The organism is Bradyrhizobium sp. in8p8 (genome assembly GCF_000426845.1).
Taxonomy (GTDB): domain Bacteria; phylum Pseudomonadota; class Alphaproteobacteria; order Rhizobiales; family Xanthobacteraceae; genus Bradyrhizobium; species Bradyrhizobium japonicum_C.
This window is the reverse complement of sequence record NZ_AUGD01000005.1, coordinates 162,621-179,350: the sequence shown is the minus strand read 5'-3', so window position 1 is coordinate 179,350 and position 16,730 is coordinate 162,621. Positions and strand designations below refer to the sequence as shown.

At 64.5% G+C, this 16,730-nt stretch carries 18 protein-coding genes; 9 read left to right on the top strand and 9 right to left on the bottom strand.

Features of this window, described 5'->3' with window-relative positions:
- Positions 1–115: 115 nt before the first annotated feature.
- Both K408_RS0115560 and K408_RS0115555 read left to right on the top strand, forming a co-directional pair.
- Positions 116–466 carry a hypothetical protein gene (locus K408_RS0115560; RefSeq protein ID WP_024339474.1) on the top strand — a complete coding sequence of 117 codons (351 nt, stop codon included), beginning with the start codon at positions 116–118 and terminating at the stop codon, positions 464–466.
- 71 nt (positions 467–537) lie between these two features.
- Complete coding sequence (locus K408_RS0115555) at positions 538–1,140, top strand: MSMEG_1061 family FMN-dependent PPOX-type flavoprotein (RefSeq protein WP_024339473.1); 603 nt, start codon at positions 538–540, stop codon at positions 1,138–1,140.
- Between the two features lie 80 nt (positions 1,141–1,220).
- On the opposite strand, the gene bfr is transcribed toward K408_RS0115555, so the two are convergent.
- Together bfr and K408_RS0115545 are read right to left on the bottom strand one after the other, a co-directional pair.
- On the bottom strand, positions 1,221–1,709 hold the full coding sequence (bfr, locus tag K408_RS0115550; protein WP_024339472.1) for a bacterioferritin: 489 nt from the start codon (positions 1,707–1,709) through the stop codon (positions 1,221–1,223).
- Between the two features lie 130 nt (positions 1,710–1,839).
- Positions 1,840–2,112: a (2Fe-2S)-binding protein gene (locus K408_RS0115545; RefSeq protein ID WP_024339471.1), complete on the bottom strand. Its 273-nt coding sequence runs from the start codon at positions 2,110–2,112 to the stop codon at positions 1,840–1,842.
- Between the two features lie 601 nt (positions 2,113–2,713).
- Here K408_RS0115545 and K408_RS0115540 point away from each other — a divergent pair.
- A complete protein-coding gene (locus tag K408_RS0115540; RefSeq protein ID WP_024339470.1) occupies positions 2,714–3,037 on the top strand; it encodes a hypothetical protein in 324 nt (107 codons plus the stop codon).
- Positions 3,038–3,248: 211 nt separating this feature from the next.
- Entirely contained in the window at positions 3,249–3,533 is a 285-nt protein-coding gene (locus K408_RS0115530; RefSeq protein ID WP_024339469.1) for a hypothetical protein, read from the top strand.
- A gap of 77 nt (positions 3,534–3,610) precedes the next feature.
- On the opposite strand, the gene K408_RS0115525 is transcribed toward K408_RS0115530, so the two are convergent.
- On the bottom strand, positions 3,611–4,837 hold the full coding sequence (locus tag K408_RS0115525) for a lytic murein transglycosylase (RefSeq protein ID WP_024339468.1): 1,227 nt from the start codon (positions 4,835–4,837) through the stop codon (positions 3,611–3,613).
- A gap of 7 nt (positions 4,838–4,844) precedes the next feature.
- Positions 4,845–6,494: an energy-dependent translational throttle protein EttA gene (ettA, locus tag K408_RS0115520; protein WP_024339467.1), complete on the bottom strand. Its 1,650-nt coding sequence runs from the start codon at positions 6,492–6,494 to the stop codon at positions 4,845–4,847.
- A 234-nt stretch (positions 6,495–6,728) separates the two neighbouring features.
- Here ettA and K408_RS0115515 point away from each other — a divergent pair, with 234 nt between their 5' ends.
- Both K408_RS0115515 and K408_RS0115510 read left to right on the top strand, forming a co-directional pair.
- The gene (locus tag K408_RS0115515; protein ID WP_024339466.1) at positions 6,729–6,944 is read left to right on the top strand and encodes a hypothetical protein; all 216 of its coding nucleotides are present in this window, start codon (positions 6,729–6,731) and stop codon (positions 6,942–6,944) included.
- A 129-nt stretch (positions 6,945–7,073) separates the two neighbouring features.
- Positions 7,074–8,036: a D-2-hydroxyacid dehydrogenase family protein gene (locus tag K408_RS0115510; protein WP_024339465.1), complete on the top strand. Its 963-nt coding sequence runs from the start codon at positions 7,074–7,076 to the stop codon at positions 8,034–8,036.
- 56 nt (positions 8,037–8,092) lie between these two features.
- Here the strand turns inward: K408_RS0115510 and K408_RS0115505 are convergent, their stop codons facing one another.
- On the bottom strand, positions 8,093–9,307 hold the full coding sequence (locus tag K408_RS0115505; RefSeq protein ID WP_035698168.1) for a L,D-transpeptidase: 1,215 nt from the start codon (positions 9,305–9,307) through the stop codon (positions 8,093–8,095).
- Between the two features lie 367 nt (positions 9,308–9,674).
- Here K408_RS0115505 and K408_RS0115500 point away from each other — a divergent pair, with 367 nt between their 5' ends.
- Complete coding sequence (locus tag K408_RS0115500) at positions 9,675–10,445, top strand: hypothetical protein (protein WP_024339463.1); 771 nt, start codon at positions 9,675–9,677, stop codon at positions 10,443–10,445.
- A gap of 42 nt (positions 10,446–10,487) precedes the next feature.
- On the opposite strand, the gene sseA is transcribed toward K408_RS0115500, so the two are convergent.
- From sseA to K408_RS0115480, 3 genes are all read right to left on the bottom strand, one after another.
- Positions 10,488–11,345, bottom strand: coding sequence for a 3-mercaptopyruvate sulfurtransferase (gene sseA / locus K408_RS0115495; RefSeq protein WP_024339462.1), 858 nt, complete (start codon positions 11,343–11,345; stop codon positions 10,488–10,490).
- A gap of 132 nt (positions 11,346–11,477) precedes the next feature.
- Positions 11,478–11,891, bottom strand: a complete 414-nt coding sequence (locus tag K408_RS0115485) for a rhodanese-like domain-containing protein (protein WP_024339461.1) — start codon at positions 11,889–11,891, stop codon at positions 11,478–11,480.
- Between the two features lie 128 nt (positions 11,892–12,019).
- Positions 12,020–13,195, bottom strand: a complete 1,176-nt coding sequence (locus K408_RS0115480; RefSeq protein ID WP_024339460.1) for a vWA domain-containing protein — start codon at positions 13,193–13,195, stop codon at positions 12,020–12,022.
- 121 nt (positions 13,196–13,316) lie between these two features.
- On the opposite strand from K408_RS0115480, the gene K408_RS0115475 reads away from it, so the two are divergent.
- Complete coding sequence (locus K408_RS0115475) at positions 13,317–13,562, top strand: GlsB/YeaQ/YmgE family stress response membrane protein (RefSeq protein ID WP_024339459.1); 246 nt, start codon at positions 13,317–13,319, stop codon at positions 13,560–13,562.
- Positions 13,563–13,656: 94 nt separating this feature from the next.
- Complete coding sequence (locus K408_RS0115470; RefSeq protein WP_024339458.1) at positions 13,657–14,499, top strand: AAA family ATPase; 843 nt, start codon at positions 13,657–13,659, stop codon at positions 14,497–14,499.
- 457 nt (positions 14,500–14,956) lie between these two features.
- On the opposite strand, the gene K408_RS0115465 is transcribed toward K408_RS0115470, so the two are convergent.
- Positions 14,957–16,603 carry a GMC family oxidoreductase gene (locus K408_RS0115465; RefSeq protein ID WP_024339457.1) on the bottom strand — a complete coding sequence of 549 codons (1,647 nt, stop codon included), beginning with the start codon at positions 16,601–16,603 and terminating at the stop codon, positions 14,957–14,959.
- Between the last annotated feature and the right edge of the window lie 127 nt (positions 16,604–16,730).

Here is a 16,730-nt window from a genome sequence, read left to right as displayed (position 1 = left end):
TTCGCATCGCATCATGCGCGCCTTGCCGCCGCATATTATTTGAGCATGCATTGTGATGGCAGCTCGGGCTTAATCGCATCAACGACACGAATCGAGACGCGATGAGGAGGATCGCATGCACAGGCTGGCTCTGTGCGTCTGGTTGGCTGCGACGATGCTGACGAACACCGCGTTCGCGCGCGACAACGGCCAGTACGACCACGTCCCGCCCGACATCCGCGCCTGGTTCAAGAGTGTGATCGCGCCGAACGGGGTTCCCTGCTGCGACATCTCCGATGGCCATCGCACCGAATACGACGTGCGCAACGGCGCTTATTGGGTGCCGATCGAGGGACAATGGACGGAGGTCCCGGAACGCGCCATCATCCGCAATCGCGGCAATCCGGTCGGCCAAGCCGTGGTGTGGTACGTCCATCACCGCGGCGCCGTCATCATCAGCTGCTTCGTGCCGGCTGATGCAGTTTAGCACGATGGATTTCGTTGGCTGGCGCGGCTTGATCGGGTAGCCTGATGCCAAGCTATAGCGGAGCCATGCCGTTGACCGATCTTAGCGCCAAAGACCTCGCCGCCATCTATGCCAAGCCGACTCCGCGCGTGATCGCGAAGGCGCGTCCCGCCATCGATGCGCATGCGAGGAAGTTCATCGAGATGTCGCCATTCTGCGTGCTCGCGACATCAGGCGCGGACGGCAGCGTGGATGCCTCTCCGCGCGGCGGCAGCATCGGCTTCGTCCGCGTCGCCGGCCCCAACCGGCTGTTGATGCCCGACCGCTCCGGCAACAACCGGATCGACAGTTTTCGGAACGTCGTCGAAGGCTCGGGCTTCGTGCATCTGCTGTTCTTCGTTCCCGGCATCGACGAGACGCTGCGCGTCGGCGGACGCGGCACGCTGTCGGCCGATCCGGATCTGCTCGCCACGATGGTGGAGTTCGGGAAGCCGCCGCGCGCCGTGCTGAACGTCGCCGTCAGCGAAGTCTATTTCCATTGCGGCAAGGCGCTGATGCGCTCGAAGCTTTGGTCGCCCGAGAAGGTGCAACGCTCGGTGATGCCGAGCATTGTCGAGGTCATTCACGACCAGACGGGCCTGGGCGAGCCGCAGAGTCAGCAGGCCGTGGAAGAGCTTTACAAGACGCAGTTGTAGCCGGGCAGCTTTCCAGACACGCCGTCTTGAGGCAGCAATGGCCAGGTCAGGCCTGGCCATGACGATGAAGCGAGAGGAGCTTAGTGCCCCTCCCCCTCGAGGCCGCCGACATGCTTCTGGGTGTAGAGCTCCAGACCGATGCGGCCGATCAGATCGAGCTGGGTCTCGAGGAAATCGATGTGGTGCTCCTCGTCGCTCATCAGCTTCTCGAACAGGTCACGCGTGACGTAGTCCTTGGCGCCGTGACAGTAGGTCGCCGCCTCCTGGTAGAGCGCACGCGCGCTCATCTCGGCAGCGAGGTCGCACTCGATGATCTCCTTGACGTTCTGGCCGATGCGCAGGGGATCAAGCACCTGCATGTTCGGAAAGCCGTCGAGGAACAGGATGCGCGCGGTGAGCTTGTCGGCATGCTCCATCTCCTCGATGGACTCCTTGCGCCAGACCTTCGCCATGTCCAGCAGGCCCCAATTGTCGAGAAAGCGGTAGTGCAGCCAGTACTGATTGATCGCAGTCAGTTCGTGACGCAGCGCCTTGTTGAGATAGTCGATGACTTTTGCGTCGCCCTGCATGGTTCACTCCAGTCTTGCAGTCCAAATCGGCCGTAACCGTATTTAGAACGCTTCTAAATGAGTTCGTAGACCGGGGCAACCGGCTACGGAGACGCAGCCGGGGAAAACGCTGGGGAGGATGCTGAAGCTTTCAGCAGGCCGCGAGGGCAAACTCGGCGGGCTCGGCCGTCTCGTCATTGGCGGCCACGGCGTGGCTATGGGGGCAGCCGGCGCAGCATGAATCGGCGCAGGGTCCAAGCGCTTCATCGATGATGGTCTTGATAGTCCGGGCACACCGGCCGCATTCAGCGCTACAGCCGAGACATCCGTAGACCTGCTTGGCATGGCGCACGGCATCGTCGGACTCGGCGACGGCAGCGCGGATGTCGTCATCGCTCAGCACGTTACAGGAACAAACGATCATGGAAGCGGCACGCCCTTCGGTGATGCGTCATCATCGATATTTAACGGGCCGGCCGGATGCAAAAGGAAAAACCGGTATTTGAAGCTATTCCAAACTAGCCCGGACGCAGCCTAGATCGGCTCCAAAGCAGAGCGTTGCGCTGCATCAAGATTAGAGCGGATCTAGTCACCGCCGCCACCGCCGCCGCCGTCTCCGCCACCTCCACAATCGCCTCCGCTGCTGCCGCCCTCGCCACTGGAGCAGCTGCCAGTGTCAGCCGAGTTCCCCGACCCGGTGCCGGAAAACAAGTCTCTCAGGGAGGAGCCGTCGCTTATTCCGGCATAGGTGCTGCCGCCACTCCCGCCATCGCTCCCCGCTGTCACACGGGACCGCCGGGCGCGATTTTGGAGGTGTGTGATCCAACCGTAGCCGATCGCGAAAACGACCCCGGCGCCAATCAGTGCATTGATCATCGCCTTGCTCATTCTCGCCTCGTTGTCGGAGCTTCGGCCCGTGCCGGTTGGTCGTCCCCGGCAGGGGTGCCGTTCATTGATCATTCAATCGAAATGTGGAACTCTGTTCCCAAAGAGTTCCCGCGTAATTTGTGCGAAAGGTCAAGCTCATGAAGAAGCCACTCCTGGCGGTGGTTGCCGTCGCCACCCTGGCCCTCACGGCCGGCACACCGGCCCAGGCGCAGCGCGGCGTCGCTGCGGGCGTGGCGGCCGGGATCATCGGCGGCGCCATCGTCGGCGGCGCGCTGGCATCTCCGTATTATTACGGACCTGGACCGGGCTATTACGAGCCGGGCTACTACCCGCCCCGCTATTACGCGCCCGCCCCCGCCTACGTCGTCGACGACTATTACGGCGGTCGCTGCATTTGGCAGAAGCAGCGCTTCTGGGACGGCTATGCTTGGCGCGCCCGCCGCGTCAGAGTCTGCCGTTGAGGCGCTGGAGCCCACCTCGGCATGGATGCACCGTTCATCTGGAAGCCTGAAAAAGACCGCTTTTTCTCGTCACAGCTCCGTGCGCGTTTACCGTGGATTGACCAATTGCGCGCTTCCTAGCTGCACGGCCAATTCCATCCGCGTCTGCGTGAACCTTTGAAACCCGAGCGCCCCTAACAAGGGGAGCCCATCTCCCAGGAGAGCCTTGAGCATGAAGAAGACACTAGTTGCCGTCCTGACGGTTGCGACGGTCGCCGGTTCGCTGGTGACCGCCACTCCGTCCGCGAAGGCCCATGACGGCATCGGCGCCGGCATCGCGGCCGGCCTGATCGGCGGCGCCATCGTCGGCGGCGCGATCGCGTCGAGCCGTCCCGCCTATGGCGGTCCCGTTTACGTGGCCGAGCCTGGCCCGCCGCCCCCGCCCTGCTATTGGCAGCGCCAGCGCTATTGGGACGGTTATGGCTGGGTCGTTCGCCCGGTCCGCGTCTGCTACTGATCTGATCGGCGCGCGCATTCGCGCCGCGATTGAAGCCCGGCCGAGCACCTCGGCCGGGTTTTTCGTTTGATCCTCTGCTATCGCGCCGCCTGGACCGCGCGCAGCACCTCTTCGCTCGGCCAGCAATCGACCTTGAGACCCGCCGACTTCTGGTAGGCGCCGAGTGCGGCGCGGGTCTGCATGCCGGCCTTGCCGTCGATCTTGTCCTTGTAGAGCCCGACCCGCGTGAGCTCGCGCTGCATGATCTCGACGTCCTTGGTGCGCAACTGCCTGGAAGCCGACCAACGTGTCGCGACAGGCAACGGGCTCGTCATGCGATCGCTGAGGTGGCCGACGAACAGCACGTAGAGATCGGAGAAATTGTATTCCTTGATGACGAAGTAATTCTTCGTGGTCAGGAACGACGGGCCGTAGATGCCTTCGGGCTGGAGCAACGAGGCCGGCTGCGCTTGCTCGGCCGCGCTGAGTTTTTGGCCACGCACCGGAACAAAGCCTTCGCGCAGCCATTGGCCGATCGGCTTCGTCACCTCGGGCACGCCCATCGTGCAATCAACCTTCGCAGGAGCCTGCACCTCATAGGCCCAGCGAACGCCGCTCTGCCAGCCCTTGTTGACGAGCTGCTGCGCGGCGGAGGCCAGCGCATCCGGCACGGAGCGCCAGATATCGATGCGGCCATCGCCATCGGAATCGACGCCGTGCTTGTAATACTCCGAGGGCAGGAACTGCGTGAGCCCGGTGGCTCCGGCCCACGATGAGCGCATGTCCTTGCGCGTCACCACGCCTTCGCCGAGAAGCTTGAGCGAGAGGATGAATTCGTTGCGATACTGATCCTTGCGCCGGCCGACGTAGGCCTGCGTCGCCAGCACCCGGACGAGATCGTAAGGCAGCCTGTAGCGGCCGTAATCGGTCTCGCGGCCCCAGATCGCCAGCATCACGGTCGCCGGCACGCCTGAGTTCTTCTCGATCTCGGTCAGCACAGGGCGATATTTCTGCAGCAGCCGCTGCCCCTCGCCTGCGAGCCGCGCGATCGAGGCTTCCTTGACGTAGTCCGCCGGCACCTGGACGAACTCGGCCTGCGACGGGGCGCCGGTCGCGGGCCGCCCGGGTAGAAGCAGGTCCGGCAGCTTGTAGTCGGGCTCGAGCCCGCGCGTCTCTCGCTCGAACGTCATGCGAGAGACGCCTGCGGCCTGCGCTTCCGGCCAAAGCGAGGCGATGAACTGCGTGAAGCCAGCGTCTGCGGCGCGGCCGGACGTCGAGCCGCAGGTGAGCAAGATCAAAGCAGCGATGAACGTCCGCCGCATCATGCCGAGATCACCGCGTCAGTTTCTTGTACTTCACTCGGTGCGGAATGATGCTGTCCTGGCCGAGCCGGCGCATCTTGTCCTTCTCGTAGTCCTGGAAGTTGCCCTCGAACCATTCGACATGGCTGTCGCCCTCGAAGGCCAGGATGTGGGTCGCGATGCGGTCGAGGAACCAGCGATCGTGGCTGATGATGACGGCGCAGCCGGCGAAATCCTCCAGCGCCTCTTCGAGCGCGCGCAGCGTGTCGACGTCGAGATCGTTGGTCGGCTCGTCGAGCAGCAGCACGTTCGCGCCGGACTTCAGCATCTTGGCGAGATGCACGCGGTTGCGTTCGCCGCCGGAGAGCGCGCCGACCTTCTTCTGTTGGTCCGCGCCCTTGAAGTTGAAGGCCGAGCAATAGCCGCGCGAGTTCACTTCCTTCTTGCCGAGCAGGATCAGCTCGTTGCCGCCGGAAATCTCCTCCCACACGGTCTTCTTGCCGTCGAGCGCATCGCGCGACTGGTCGACGTAGCCGAGATGCACGGTCTCGCCGACCGTGATGGTCCCGGCGTCCGGCTTCTCCTGGCCGGTGATCATCCTGAACAACGTGGTCTTGCCGGCGCCGTTGGGGCCGATCACGCCAACGATGCCGCCGGGCGGCAGCTTGAAGGTGAGATTGTCGATCAGCAGGCGATCGCCGAAGCCTTTGCTGAGGCCGTCGAAATCGACCACGTTGGCGCCGAGCCGTTCGGCGACCGGAATGATGATCTGTGCGGTCTGGGTCTGCTTCTCGCTCGCCTTCTTGAGCAGCTCCTCATAGCGCTGGTAGCGCGCTTTTGACTTGGCCTGGCGCGCCTTCGGCGATGACGCGACCCATTCCTGCTCGCGGGCGAGCGTCTTCTGGTGCGCCGCGTCCTCGCGGCCTTCCTGCTCGAGGCGCTTCTGCTTCTGCACCAGCCAGGACGAATAGTTGCCCTCGTAGGGAATGCCGCGGCCGCGGTCGAGCTCGAGGATCCAGCCGGTGACGTTGTCGAGGAAGTAGCGGTCGTGGGTGACGATCAGGATCGCGCCGGGATAGTTGCGCAGATGGCCTTCCAGCCACGACACGGATTCAGCGTCGAGATGGTTGGTGGGCTCGTCCAGCAGCAGCAGTTCAGGCTGGTCGAGCAGCAGCTTGCAAAGCGCGACGCGGCGGCGCTCGCCGCCGGAAAGCTTGGCCACGTCGGCATCGTCGGGCGGACAGCGCAGCGCGTCCATGGCCTGGTCGACCTTGCTGTCGAGATCCCAGAGGCCCTGCGCCTCGATCTCGTCCTGCAGCTTGGTCATCTCGTCGGCAGTTTCCTCGGAATAGTTGACCGCCAGTTCGTTGTAGCGGTCGAGGATCGCCTTCTGCTTGGCGACGCCCTGCATGACGTTCTCGCGTACCGACAGCTTGGGATCGAGCTGCGGCTCCTGTTCGAGGTAACCGACGCGGGCGCCTTCGGCGACCCAGGCTTCGCCGGTGTATTCCTTGTCGAGGCCGGCCATGATCCTGAGCAGCGTCGACTTGCCCGAGCCGTTGACGCCGAGCACGCCGATCTTGGCATCCGGGTAGAAGCTCAGGTGAATGTTATCGAGCACCTTCCGGGTCGGGTAGCTCTTGGTCAGGCCCTGCATGAAATAGATGAACTGGCGCGCCATCGGTCCCGTGAAACCTTCGATTTGAGGAAATTTGCTTGCCGCCGATGTAACGATCCCGCCCCCAAAGGGCAACGTTTTCCGTCCGTTCACCACGGATGAATACGGTCCGGATACCATCTCGCCGCTGATCCGGACAATTGAAACCATCTTTTAATAAATCAGGCTGAAAGCTCGGTTTCGCGCGGAAACAGCGCCACCCGATCAGAACGAACGGGAGCACAGCGAGGCCGCATCATGTCTCTGACCGAGACCAGCTCTCTTCATGCTCCGGCAGAAGCCGGCCACGTCTCCGGGTTCCTCTCGGAGATCCAGGGCTTCTGGAAGCGCTTCTTCGCCGCCGCCTTCAACCCGTACCGGCCCGAGCTGCACTACATGCGCGGACCGGGCCCGGCCTGGCGCGCCAAGCACGGCATGGATGCGCCGCTCCGCCTGAAACCACGCAACTTCTGAGCCGCTCTCCGCTATCGGATTTTTGAAGGCGCGAGCAGCTTGCGTGCGGGTTGGATTGCGCGCAACCATGGCCAGGTTCCGAAGACGGCGCCCGCCAGCGCCCCCACCTCTCGCCATGGATGAACGCTGATGAGCCGGCTGCGCTGTGCAATTCTCGACGACTATTTCAATCTCGCCCTCGACGTTGCCGACTGGTCGAAGCTGTCCGACCGGGTCGACGTCACGGTGTTCAGGCACCCGTTCGCCTCCGAGCAGGCGGCGGCCAGCGCGTTGGCTGATTTCGACATCATCTGCGCGATGCGCGAGCGCACCGGATTTCCCAAGAGCCTCATCGAGGGCCTGCCGAAGCTGAAGCTGCTGCTGACCTCGGGGATGCGTAACGCTGCGATCGACATGCAGGCGGCCAAGGCGCGCGGCATTGCCGTTGGCGGCACGCAATATTCCCGCGATCCGACGGCGCCGCTCGCCATGGGCCTGATTCTGGAACTGACGCGCGGCATCGGCCGCGAGAACGCGCGCATGCACGCCGGAGAGCCCTGGCAGAGCTTTGCCGGCATCGAGATCGAGGGGATGACGCTCGGCATCGTCGGGCTCGGCAAGCTCGGCAGCAAGATGGCCGGGATCGCGAAGGCTTTCGCCATGAACGTGATCGCCTGGAGCCCGAACCTCACGCCTGAGAAGTGCGGGGAGGTTGGCGTTGGCTATGCCAGCAAGGACGAGCTTTTCGCCAAGGCCGACATCGTCACCATCCATGTCGTGCTGAGCGAGCGCTCGCGCGGTCTCGTCAGCCGCGCCGATCTCGCGCGGATGAAGCCGACCGCCTTCCTCGTCAACACCTCGCGCGGGCCGATCGTGGACGAGCAGGCGCTGCTGGAAGCCTTGCAGCAGCGGCAGATCGCGGGCGCGGGGTTGGATGTGTTCGCGGTCGAGCCGCTGCCGATCGACCATCCTTTCCGCAAGCTCGACAACCTCGTGCTGACGCCGCATCTCGGCTACGCCACCTCGGACGGATTGCGCGCTCATTACGGTCAGATGGTGGAGGCGATCGATGCCTTCACAAGGAGCGGCGAACTGCCGCGCAAGCTGGCCTGAAACGACAATGGGCGTGCCAAGGCACGCCCATTGCAGTCGAGCTCTTCTTGCAGGGATCAGCGCACAGTGACCGGCGCAGGCAGCGGCGGCACGACGGTCGGCTGGGTGCCCGGGACGGGACCAGCCTGGGCCGACATTGGCGCCGGACCAGCAGTACCGGGTGCGGCAGCGCCGGGTGTCGGCGCCGCAGAGGCGGTCGCCGTTCCCGGCGGCGGGCCGCCCGGCAGCACCACGACGCGGGTGCCGACCTTGACGCGCTCGAACAGGTCGGAGACGTCCTCGTTGAGCATGCCGATGCAGCCGGAAGAGACGAACTTGCCGATGGTCGAGGGCTGGTTGGTGCCGTGAATGCGGTACACGGTCGAGCCGAGATACATCGCACGGGCGCCAAGCGGATTGCCGGGGCCGCCGGCCATGAAGCGCGGCAAGTAAGGCTGTCGTTCGATCATCTCGGTCGGCGGATGCCAATCCGGCCACTCGGCCTTGCGGGTGATCTTCTGCACGCCGGTCCAGGTGAAGCCGTCGCGACCCACGCGGACGCCGTAGCGGATCGCACGCCCATTGCCGAGCACGTAATAGAGGTAGGTGTTGGAGGTATCGACCACGAGCGTGCCGACCGGCTCCTTGGTCTGGAACGCGACCTCTTGGCGGCGCAGGTTCGGCGGCAGCTGCACCGGCGCGGCGTCGGGCTGCTCCTCGGGCGGCAGCGCGGCCAGCGTGATCGGCCGGCCATCGGCACCGACGGGCGGCTGCGCGGCCTGGACCGTCCCGGTCGCGGCGGGACCGCCAACAGCCTCCGGCGGACGCAGTCCGTCATTGCCGGGCGCCTGCTGACCCGGGCGATTGGCATAGATCACCGGCGGCGGATCGGCCGGCCGGCCATAACGGGGATCGTCGGGTGACATCACGGGGCCCTGCGGCGGCGCCGCCGAGTAGACCGGCGTGGCGCCAGCCGGACGACCATAACGCGGATCATCCGGCGACATAACCGGCCCTTGCGGGGGAGCGGCCGAATAGACTGGCGGACCTCCCATCGGGCGGCCATAGCGCGGATCATCAGCCGGACCGGGCGGCGGCAGCGATGCCTGCGGCATGGCTTCGTCGTCTTCGTCCAGCGCGTCGAAATTCGGCACGCGATCGCCGGGGCGGTATTCCGCCGGAGCTCCATAGCCCGGCACCTGCTGAACCGGATAGCTCTGAGCCTGAGCGAGCGAGGTTCCCGCCGCAGCGACTGTTGCGGCAGCGCATATCGTCAGAAAATGTTTGATCATCATCGCTCTTGTATAGTCCCCAAGCCCGATCGGACCGTTAACGGCCAGATGACGGAAGATAGCGGCACATTCAAGACATATCAGGCTTATTTGCGCCGGATTTGCCGATTTGTGATCCGCCATACTACCGTTGCCCCGTTGCATCACGGGGCTGAAATCGTGTCGTGCCGTCCATTGAAGCGATGGTCGGCGGCGTTTTTCACGGAACGATGCGCAAACGTTGCGATATGGTCGAATCCGCCTGATTCGCCACCTTTTTTAGCTCCGATTCCATGCGGCGAACGCGGCAAGCAGTACCGTCACCGCGTTCAGATGGCTCTTGGGTCCCGGCCACGTCGCCGCCGGGGCGGAAATTCGCAATCGCTCGATGCTTCCCGGCTTTCGCTTCCTGTTTGCCGCGATCCTGCTGTCAACCTCCATCCTGGTGTTCGGCCTAGGGGCCGCCGCGCTGCTGCGGGCGACCCATCAGCAGTATGTCAGCAACCCCTCCTGGCGAAACGGTCCGCAGGAACAGGTGTTTGCGCAGGCGCCCGAGCCGGCCCAGCCCGTGCTCGCGGTGTTGCGAGCGGAGCCGGACGAGCCCGTAGCCGCCGCGCCGGAGCCATCGCTGCGCGACCAGATACCGACGATCGGACTGCCGGCCCAGGAGGCCGAGCAGGTCGCCGCGCTGACGCCCGAACCGGACCCGCAGCCCGAAATGACTGCAACGCCGACCGAAGTCGCTGCGATCCGGCCCGTCGAGCCCGAAGCGGCCGCGGAGGTCGCAGAGGCGACACCGCGCGATACGCTCACACCAGACGACACCACGGCCTCGATCCCCCAGGCCGCGCCAGCCTCAGCCACATCCGAGTCGGCGCCTGCCCAGGTGGGCGCCGCCCTCCCCTCCTCGGCGCTCGAGGACACTTCAACGAAGCTATCGGCGCTGAACGATCCGACGGCGACGTCCGTGAAGGACACAGCAGCGAAAGCCAAGGTTGATGCCAAGCCTGACAGCAAAGCGATCAAATCCAAGGCCAAGGTGAAGAAGCGGCCTCGCGTGGTACGACGTCCGCCGCCTCAGCAATTGCAGCAACAGCTCGATCCGTTCGGTCAGCCGCAGCCGGCCTTCGCGACGACAACAACGGCGCGCTCGCGTTAACGCGCTTCTTCGCCTTAGGGCGAGGGCGTACCGCCATCGACCTCACGCCGGGCCGGTCGCGATCGGCGGGCCGCCGGCCTGGCCCCATTCCGACCAGGAGCCGTCATAGAGCGCGGTGTCGGTGATGCCGAGGCGATAGAGCGCGAGCGTCAGCACGCCGGCCGAAACGCCGGAGCCGCAGCTCGTCACGATCGGTGCATCGAGCTTGACGCCGGCGCCCGTGAACGCCGCGCGGAGATCATCGAGGGGCTTCATGGTGCCGGTCGCGGCATCGAACAGCAGATTGTAGGGCACGTTGCGGGCGCCCGGGATGTGGCCGGAGCGGATGCCCGGCCGCGGCTCAGGCGCGCGGCCCTCGAAGCGGTCGGCGGCGCGCGCGTCGATCACCTGCTCGGCGCGGCTTTCCACGTTGGCGATCAGCTGCTGCATGCTGCGCACGCGCTTTGAATCATAGCTCGCCTCGAACGTTGCCGGCTTCGGCTTCACGTCGCCGCTTTCGACCGGGCGGCCCTCGGCGCGCCACTTCTTCAATCCGCCATTGAGAATGCGCACATTGCTGTGGCCGTAGGACAGGAACATCCACCACGCGCGGGGCGCCGCGACCCAGCCGCCGGCGTCGTAGAGCACGACCGTGTCCGCGTTGGAGATGCCGAGATTGCCGACGTCGCGGCCGAACTGCTCGGCGCTCGGAAACATGTGCGGCAGCGGGTTGGAATGATCCGACACCGCGTCGACGTCGAAGAATACCGCGCCCGGCAGATGCGCGGCGAGATAGTCGTCCTTCGGCAGCGGCAAGACCCCCGGCAACTTGAAGCTGGCGTCGAGGATCTTGACGTTGCCATCGTTGATGTGGGCGGCGAGCCATTCGGTGGAGACGAGGGGGTCGGTGGGGGCGATCATTGGAGTCCTCCGGCAATGGTCTCAGTCGTCATGGCCGGCGTGTCCCGGCCATCCTCGCTCTTTCTTGCGGCGAAGACGTGGATGCCCGGGTCAAGCCCGGGCATGACGGAGCACGTGGTGAGGGTGTTCACCTCACCCCTTCTTCTTCGGCTCCCACTTCTCCGTCGGCCCTCCGGCATCGCGCCAGGCCGCATAGCCGCCGGCGATGTGGGCAACAGGCTTGAGGCCCATGTCCTGCGCGGTCTTGGCTGCGAGCGCGGAGCGCAGGCCGCCGGCGCAGTGGAAGACGAACTTCTTGTCCTCCTGGAAGATCGGCTTGGCGTAGGGACTCTGTGGATCGATCCAGAATTCGAGCATGCCGCGGGTGCACGCGAACGCGCCCGGGATGCGGCCGTCGCGCTCGATCTCGCGGGGATCGCGGATGTCGACGATGACGACGTCGCCGTTCTTGGATATCTCGATGGCGTCCTTGGCCGAGAGCGTCTCGATCTCGGCATTGGCCTCGTCGATCAACGCCTTGATGCCGCGGGTGATGGTCTGGGGCATATAGGTCTCCCTCTTGTTGTCATTACGGGGCGCGCGCAGCGCGACCCGGAATCCATTTCTCTGAATGCGCTGCGGCCCGGTGGATTCCGGGTTCGCGACTTCGCCGCGCCCCGGAATGACGGCGGGAGCTAGTGCGTCAATTCCTTCATCGCGGCTTCCAGCCCTTCGATCGTGATCGGATACATCCGGTTGGCAAAGATGCGCTTGATGATGGTGGTCGATTCCGAATAGTCCCAGTGCTTCTGCTGCACCGGGTTCAGCCACACCGTATGCGGATAGGTGCGGATGATGCGATCGAGCCAGACCGAGCCCGGCTCCTCGTTGACGTGCTCGACCGAGCCGCCGGGCACCATGATCTCGTAAGGCGACATCGAGGCGTCGCCGACGAACACGACCTTGTAGTCGTGCGGGTATTTGTGCAGCACGTCCCAGGTCGGCGTGCGGTCGGTGAAGCGGCGCTTGTTCTGCTTCCACACGCCTTCATAGAGGCAGTTGTGGAAGTAGAAATATTCCATGTGCTTGAACTCGCTCTTCGCCGCCGAGAACAGCTCCTCGACCTGCTCGATATGCGCGTCCATCGAGCCGCCGATGTCGAAGAACACCAGCAGCTTCACCGCATTGCGCCGCTCGGGGCGCATGTGCACGTCGAGATAGCCGTGGTTGGCGGTCTCGCGGATCGTGGTGTCGAGATCGAGCTCATCGGGCGCGCCGGTGCGCGCGAACTTGCGCAGACGGCGCAGCGCCACCTTGATGTTGCGGATGCCGAGCTCGACATTGCCGTCGAGATCCTTGAACTCGCGCTTGTCCCACACCTTCACCGCGCGGTTGTTGCGGTTCTTCTCCTGGCCGATGCGGACGCCCTCGGGATTGTAGCCATGGGCGCCGAACGGCGAGGTGCCGGCGGTGCCGATCCATTTCGAGCCGCCCTGGTGGCGCCCCTTCTGCTCCTCGAGGCGCTTCTTCAAGGTCTCCATGAGCTTGTCCCAGCCCATGGCCTCGATCTGCTTCTTCTCTTCTTCGGTGAGATACTTCTCGGCGAGCTTCTTCAGCCACTCCTCGGGTATCTCCGCCTTCTCCATGGCGTCGAGCAGATTTTCCAAGCCCTTGAACACCGTGCCGAAGACACGGTCGAACTTGTCGAGGTTGCGCTCGTCCTTCACGAGCGAGGCGCGCGACAGATAATAGAAGTTCTCGACCGTGTAGTCGGCGAGATCAGCGTCGAGCGCCTCCATCAGCGTGAGGTATTCGCGCAGCGTCACGGGGACCTGCGCGTCGCGCAGAGAGGTGAAGAATTGCAGGAACATGGGTGACAGATTGCCCGTCGGGTGGCTGACGTCAAGGGCGGAGGCCTCTGCTCCGTACTGGACCGAGAGGCATTTTGCTCTAGAATTGGCGGCCATACGGGGTTGTTTTGGGACATTTGCAATGGGAATTGTCGCAGCGCTCATCATTGGCGCGATCGCCGGCTGGCTTGCCGGCAAGATTGTCCACGGGGCGGGATTTGGGCTGGTCGGCAACATCGTCGTCGGCATCATTGGCGCCCTGGTCGCAAGCTGGGTGCTGCCCCAGCTCCACATCCAGCTGGCAACGGGCACGATCGGCGCCATCGTGGACGCCACGATCGGTGCGGTGATTGTGCTCGTCATCCTTTCGCTGATAAAACGGGTCTGAAAGCCTGACCGAACCAGGAACGGCCGCCATGCGCGGCCGTTCGCTTGTCGTGACCAAGGCATTGCCCTGGGACGACGACCAACAAGGACGTGCGATGAAATTTACCGGCACCAAGGACTATGTTGCGACCGACGACCTCAAGGTCGCCGTCAATGCCTCGATCGTGCTGGAGCGCCCGCTCCTGGTGAAGGGCGAGCCCGGCACCGGCAAGACGGTGCTGGCGGAGGAAGTGGCCAAAGCGCTGAACGCGCCGCTGCTCACCTGGCACATCAAGTCCACCACCAAGGCGCAGCAGGGCCTCTACGAATACGACGCGGTGTCGCGCCTGCGCGACAGCCAGCTCGGCGATGCCCGCGTGTCCGACATCAAGAACTACATCAAGCGCGGCAAGCTCTGGGAAGCCTTCACCGCCGAGCAGCGCCCGGTGCTGCTGATCGACGAGATCGACAAGGCCGACATCGAATTCCCGAACGACCTCCTGCTCGAGCTCGACCGCATGGAATTCCATGTCTACGAGACCGGCGAGACGATCAAGGCGAAGCAGCGCCCGATCATGATGATCACCTCCAATAACGAGAAGGAGCTGCCGGACGCTTTTCTCCGCCGCTGCTTCTTCCATTACATCAAGTTCCCCGACGCCGACACGATGGGCCGCATCGTCGACGTGCACTTCCCCGGCATCAAGAAGCGCCTGGTCGAGGAAGCGCTGCGCATCTTCTTCGAGGTGCGCGAGGTGCCCGGCCTGAAGAAGAAGCCGTCGACCTCGGAGCTGCTCGACTGGCTCAAGCTGCTGCTCAACGAAGACATGAGCGCCGAACAGCTGCGCGAGCGCGACCCGCGCAAGCTGATCCCGCCGCTGCACGGCGCGCTGCTCAAGAACGAGCAGGACGTGCATCTGTTCGAGCGACTGGCGTTTCTGAGTCGCCGGGAAGTGTAGGAAGCAAGCGGACCTGCGAGAGCGCTCCGCCGCGGCCCCAACCACCGACGTCTTTCCCCGCGAAAGCGGGGGATCCAATACGCCGCGCGGCGTGTCGATTGAATCACTCCTGTCTCGGAGTACTGGACCGCCCGGTCAGCCGGGCGGTGACCGTGAGAGTGTCGCACGTGCCCGCCTCACTGCGACGATCGGACGGCTTATGCCGCGTTCTCCCGCGAGCCAAGTTCGTTCTGGTCTCCTCCACCCGCGCGAAAGTCGCCGGGATCGCGCCACTGACGCGATTGCCGCATTCGCCAACGCTTGGATGCGCTGAGATCAGGAAAGACTTCAGAGAACGGCCAGGCTTTGGCGAAATCCGCCTTTGTCAGCTCAGGATGTCGCTGACCGCAAGCAGATCTCTCTTGGTGTGGCCAGATTTTTCCTAGCGCTCGATATCGTAACCCACCTTATCAAGCTCTCATGCCATCGCCGCGTCCGGAATGCGCGCGGCTTCCATCGGCTGCTTGCCGCGGATCAAGTCCGAGGCGCGGTCGGCGATCATCATCGTCGAGGCATTGAGGTTTGCCGAGATCATGCGCGGCATCACGGACGCATCGATCACGCGCAGGCCCTCCAACCCGTGGACGCGGAGCTGGTCGTCGACGACCGCCCAGGTCGAATCCGCCGGGCCCATGCGGCAGGTGCAGCCGGGATGGAAGGTGGTGGTGCCGCGCTGGGTGGCGGCCTCTAGAAATTCGTCGTCGGTGTTGACGTTGGGGCCGGGGAAATCCTCGTAGGCATAGTAAGGCGCCAGCGGCGCGGATTTCAGGAGCTTGCGGGCGAGCTTCATGCCGCCGACGACGACGCGGCGGTCGAGCTCGGCGTCGAGATAATTGGTCTGGATGATCGGCGGCGCGAACGGATCGCTGGAGCGGATGCGGACATAGCCGCGGCTCTCGGGGCGCTGCTGCCAGGACGCGACGGTCATGCCCGGCTCGTCCTCGAGCTGGCCCTGCACGCCCTCCTTGTAGCTCGCTGGCGTGAAGGTAAGCTGGAGGTCGGAGCTCTCCGCGCTCTCCCCGGAATGCCAGAAGCAATAGACCATGGTCGGTGACAGCGAGAGCAGGCCGCGCCGCGCGGTCGCCCATTTCATGGCTTCGATCCACAGCGAGACGCCACGGCGGAGCTCGTTGATGGTCTTGATGTTCTTGACGCGCGCGACCGTGCGCGGCGCATAATGATCCTGAAGGCCTTCGCCGACCGGCAACGAGTGACGCACCGCGATGCCGTGCTGCTGCAGCAGATCGGGTGAGCCGATCCCGGAGAGCTGCAAGAGCTGCGGGGAATTATAGCTGCCGCCGGAGAGGATCACCTCCTTGTTGGCCCGCACCTCGACGGGGTGCCCCCCGCGTCCGCCCTTCATGTAGCGCACGCCGACGGCGCGCTTGCCCTCGAAGATGATCTCGGTCGCGTGGGCATGCGTGTGCACGTGCACGTTCGGCCGCTTCATCGCCGGCTTGAGGAACGCGGTGGCCGCGGAGACGCGCAGGCCGTTGTTGATGGTGCGCTGGCAGTAGGAAACGCCTTCCTGCGTCTTGCCGTTGTAATCGGGATTGCGGGGAATGCCGAGCGAGACCGCGCCCTCCATGAAGGCCTCGCAGAGCGGATCGCGCCAGTCCATCGTGGTGACGGTGAGGCCGCCCTCGCGGCCGCGATAAGTGTCCTCCCCCTCGCCGATGCGCTTCTCCAGCCGCCGGAAGTAGGGCAGCACGTCGGCATAGCCCCAGCCGCGATTGCCCATCTGCGCCCAGGTGTCGAAGTCCATGCGCTGGCCGCGATTGTAGATGTGGCCGTTGATCGAGGACGAGCCGCCCAGCGTCTTGCCGCGCGGCGCATAGATGCTGCGGCCACCGGTCCAGGGCCCAGGCTCCTGCTGATAGGCCCAGTTGATGCTCTTCATATGGAAGGTCTTGATGAAGCCCGCCGGCAGATGGATGTAGGGATGCCAATCCCTCGGGCCAGCCTCGAGCACGCAGACGCTGGTGTTGGGATCCTCGCTCAGCCGGCTGGTGAGCACGCAACCGGCGGAGCCCGCGCCGACGATCACATAATCAAATCTGTCCATGGTGCCTCGGGCGCCCCTATCGTGTCGTGAGATCAGGTAAATTGCAGCCGCACGTGCCAACACCTCTGGCGCAACCTCTCCCTATGGGAGAGGTGATCGAGCTCGCGGCAAGATCGGTGCACATCAT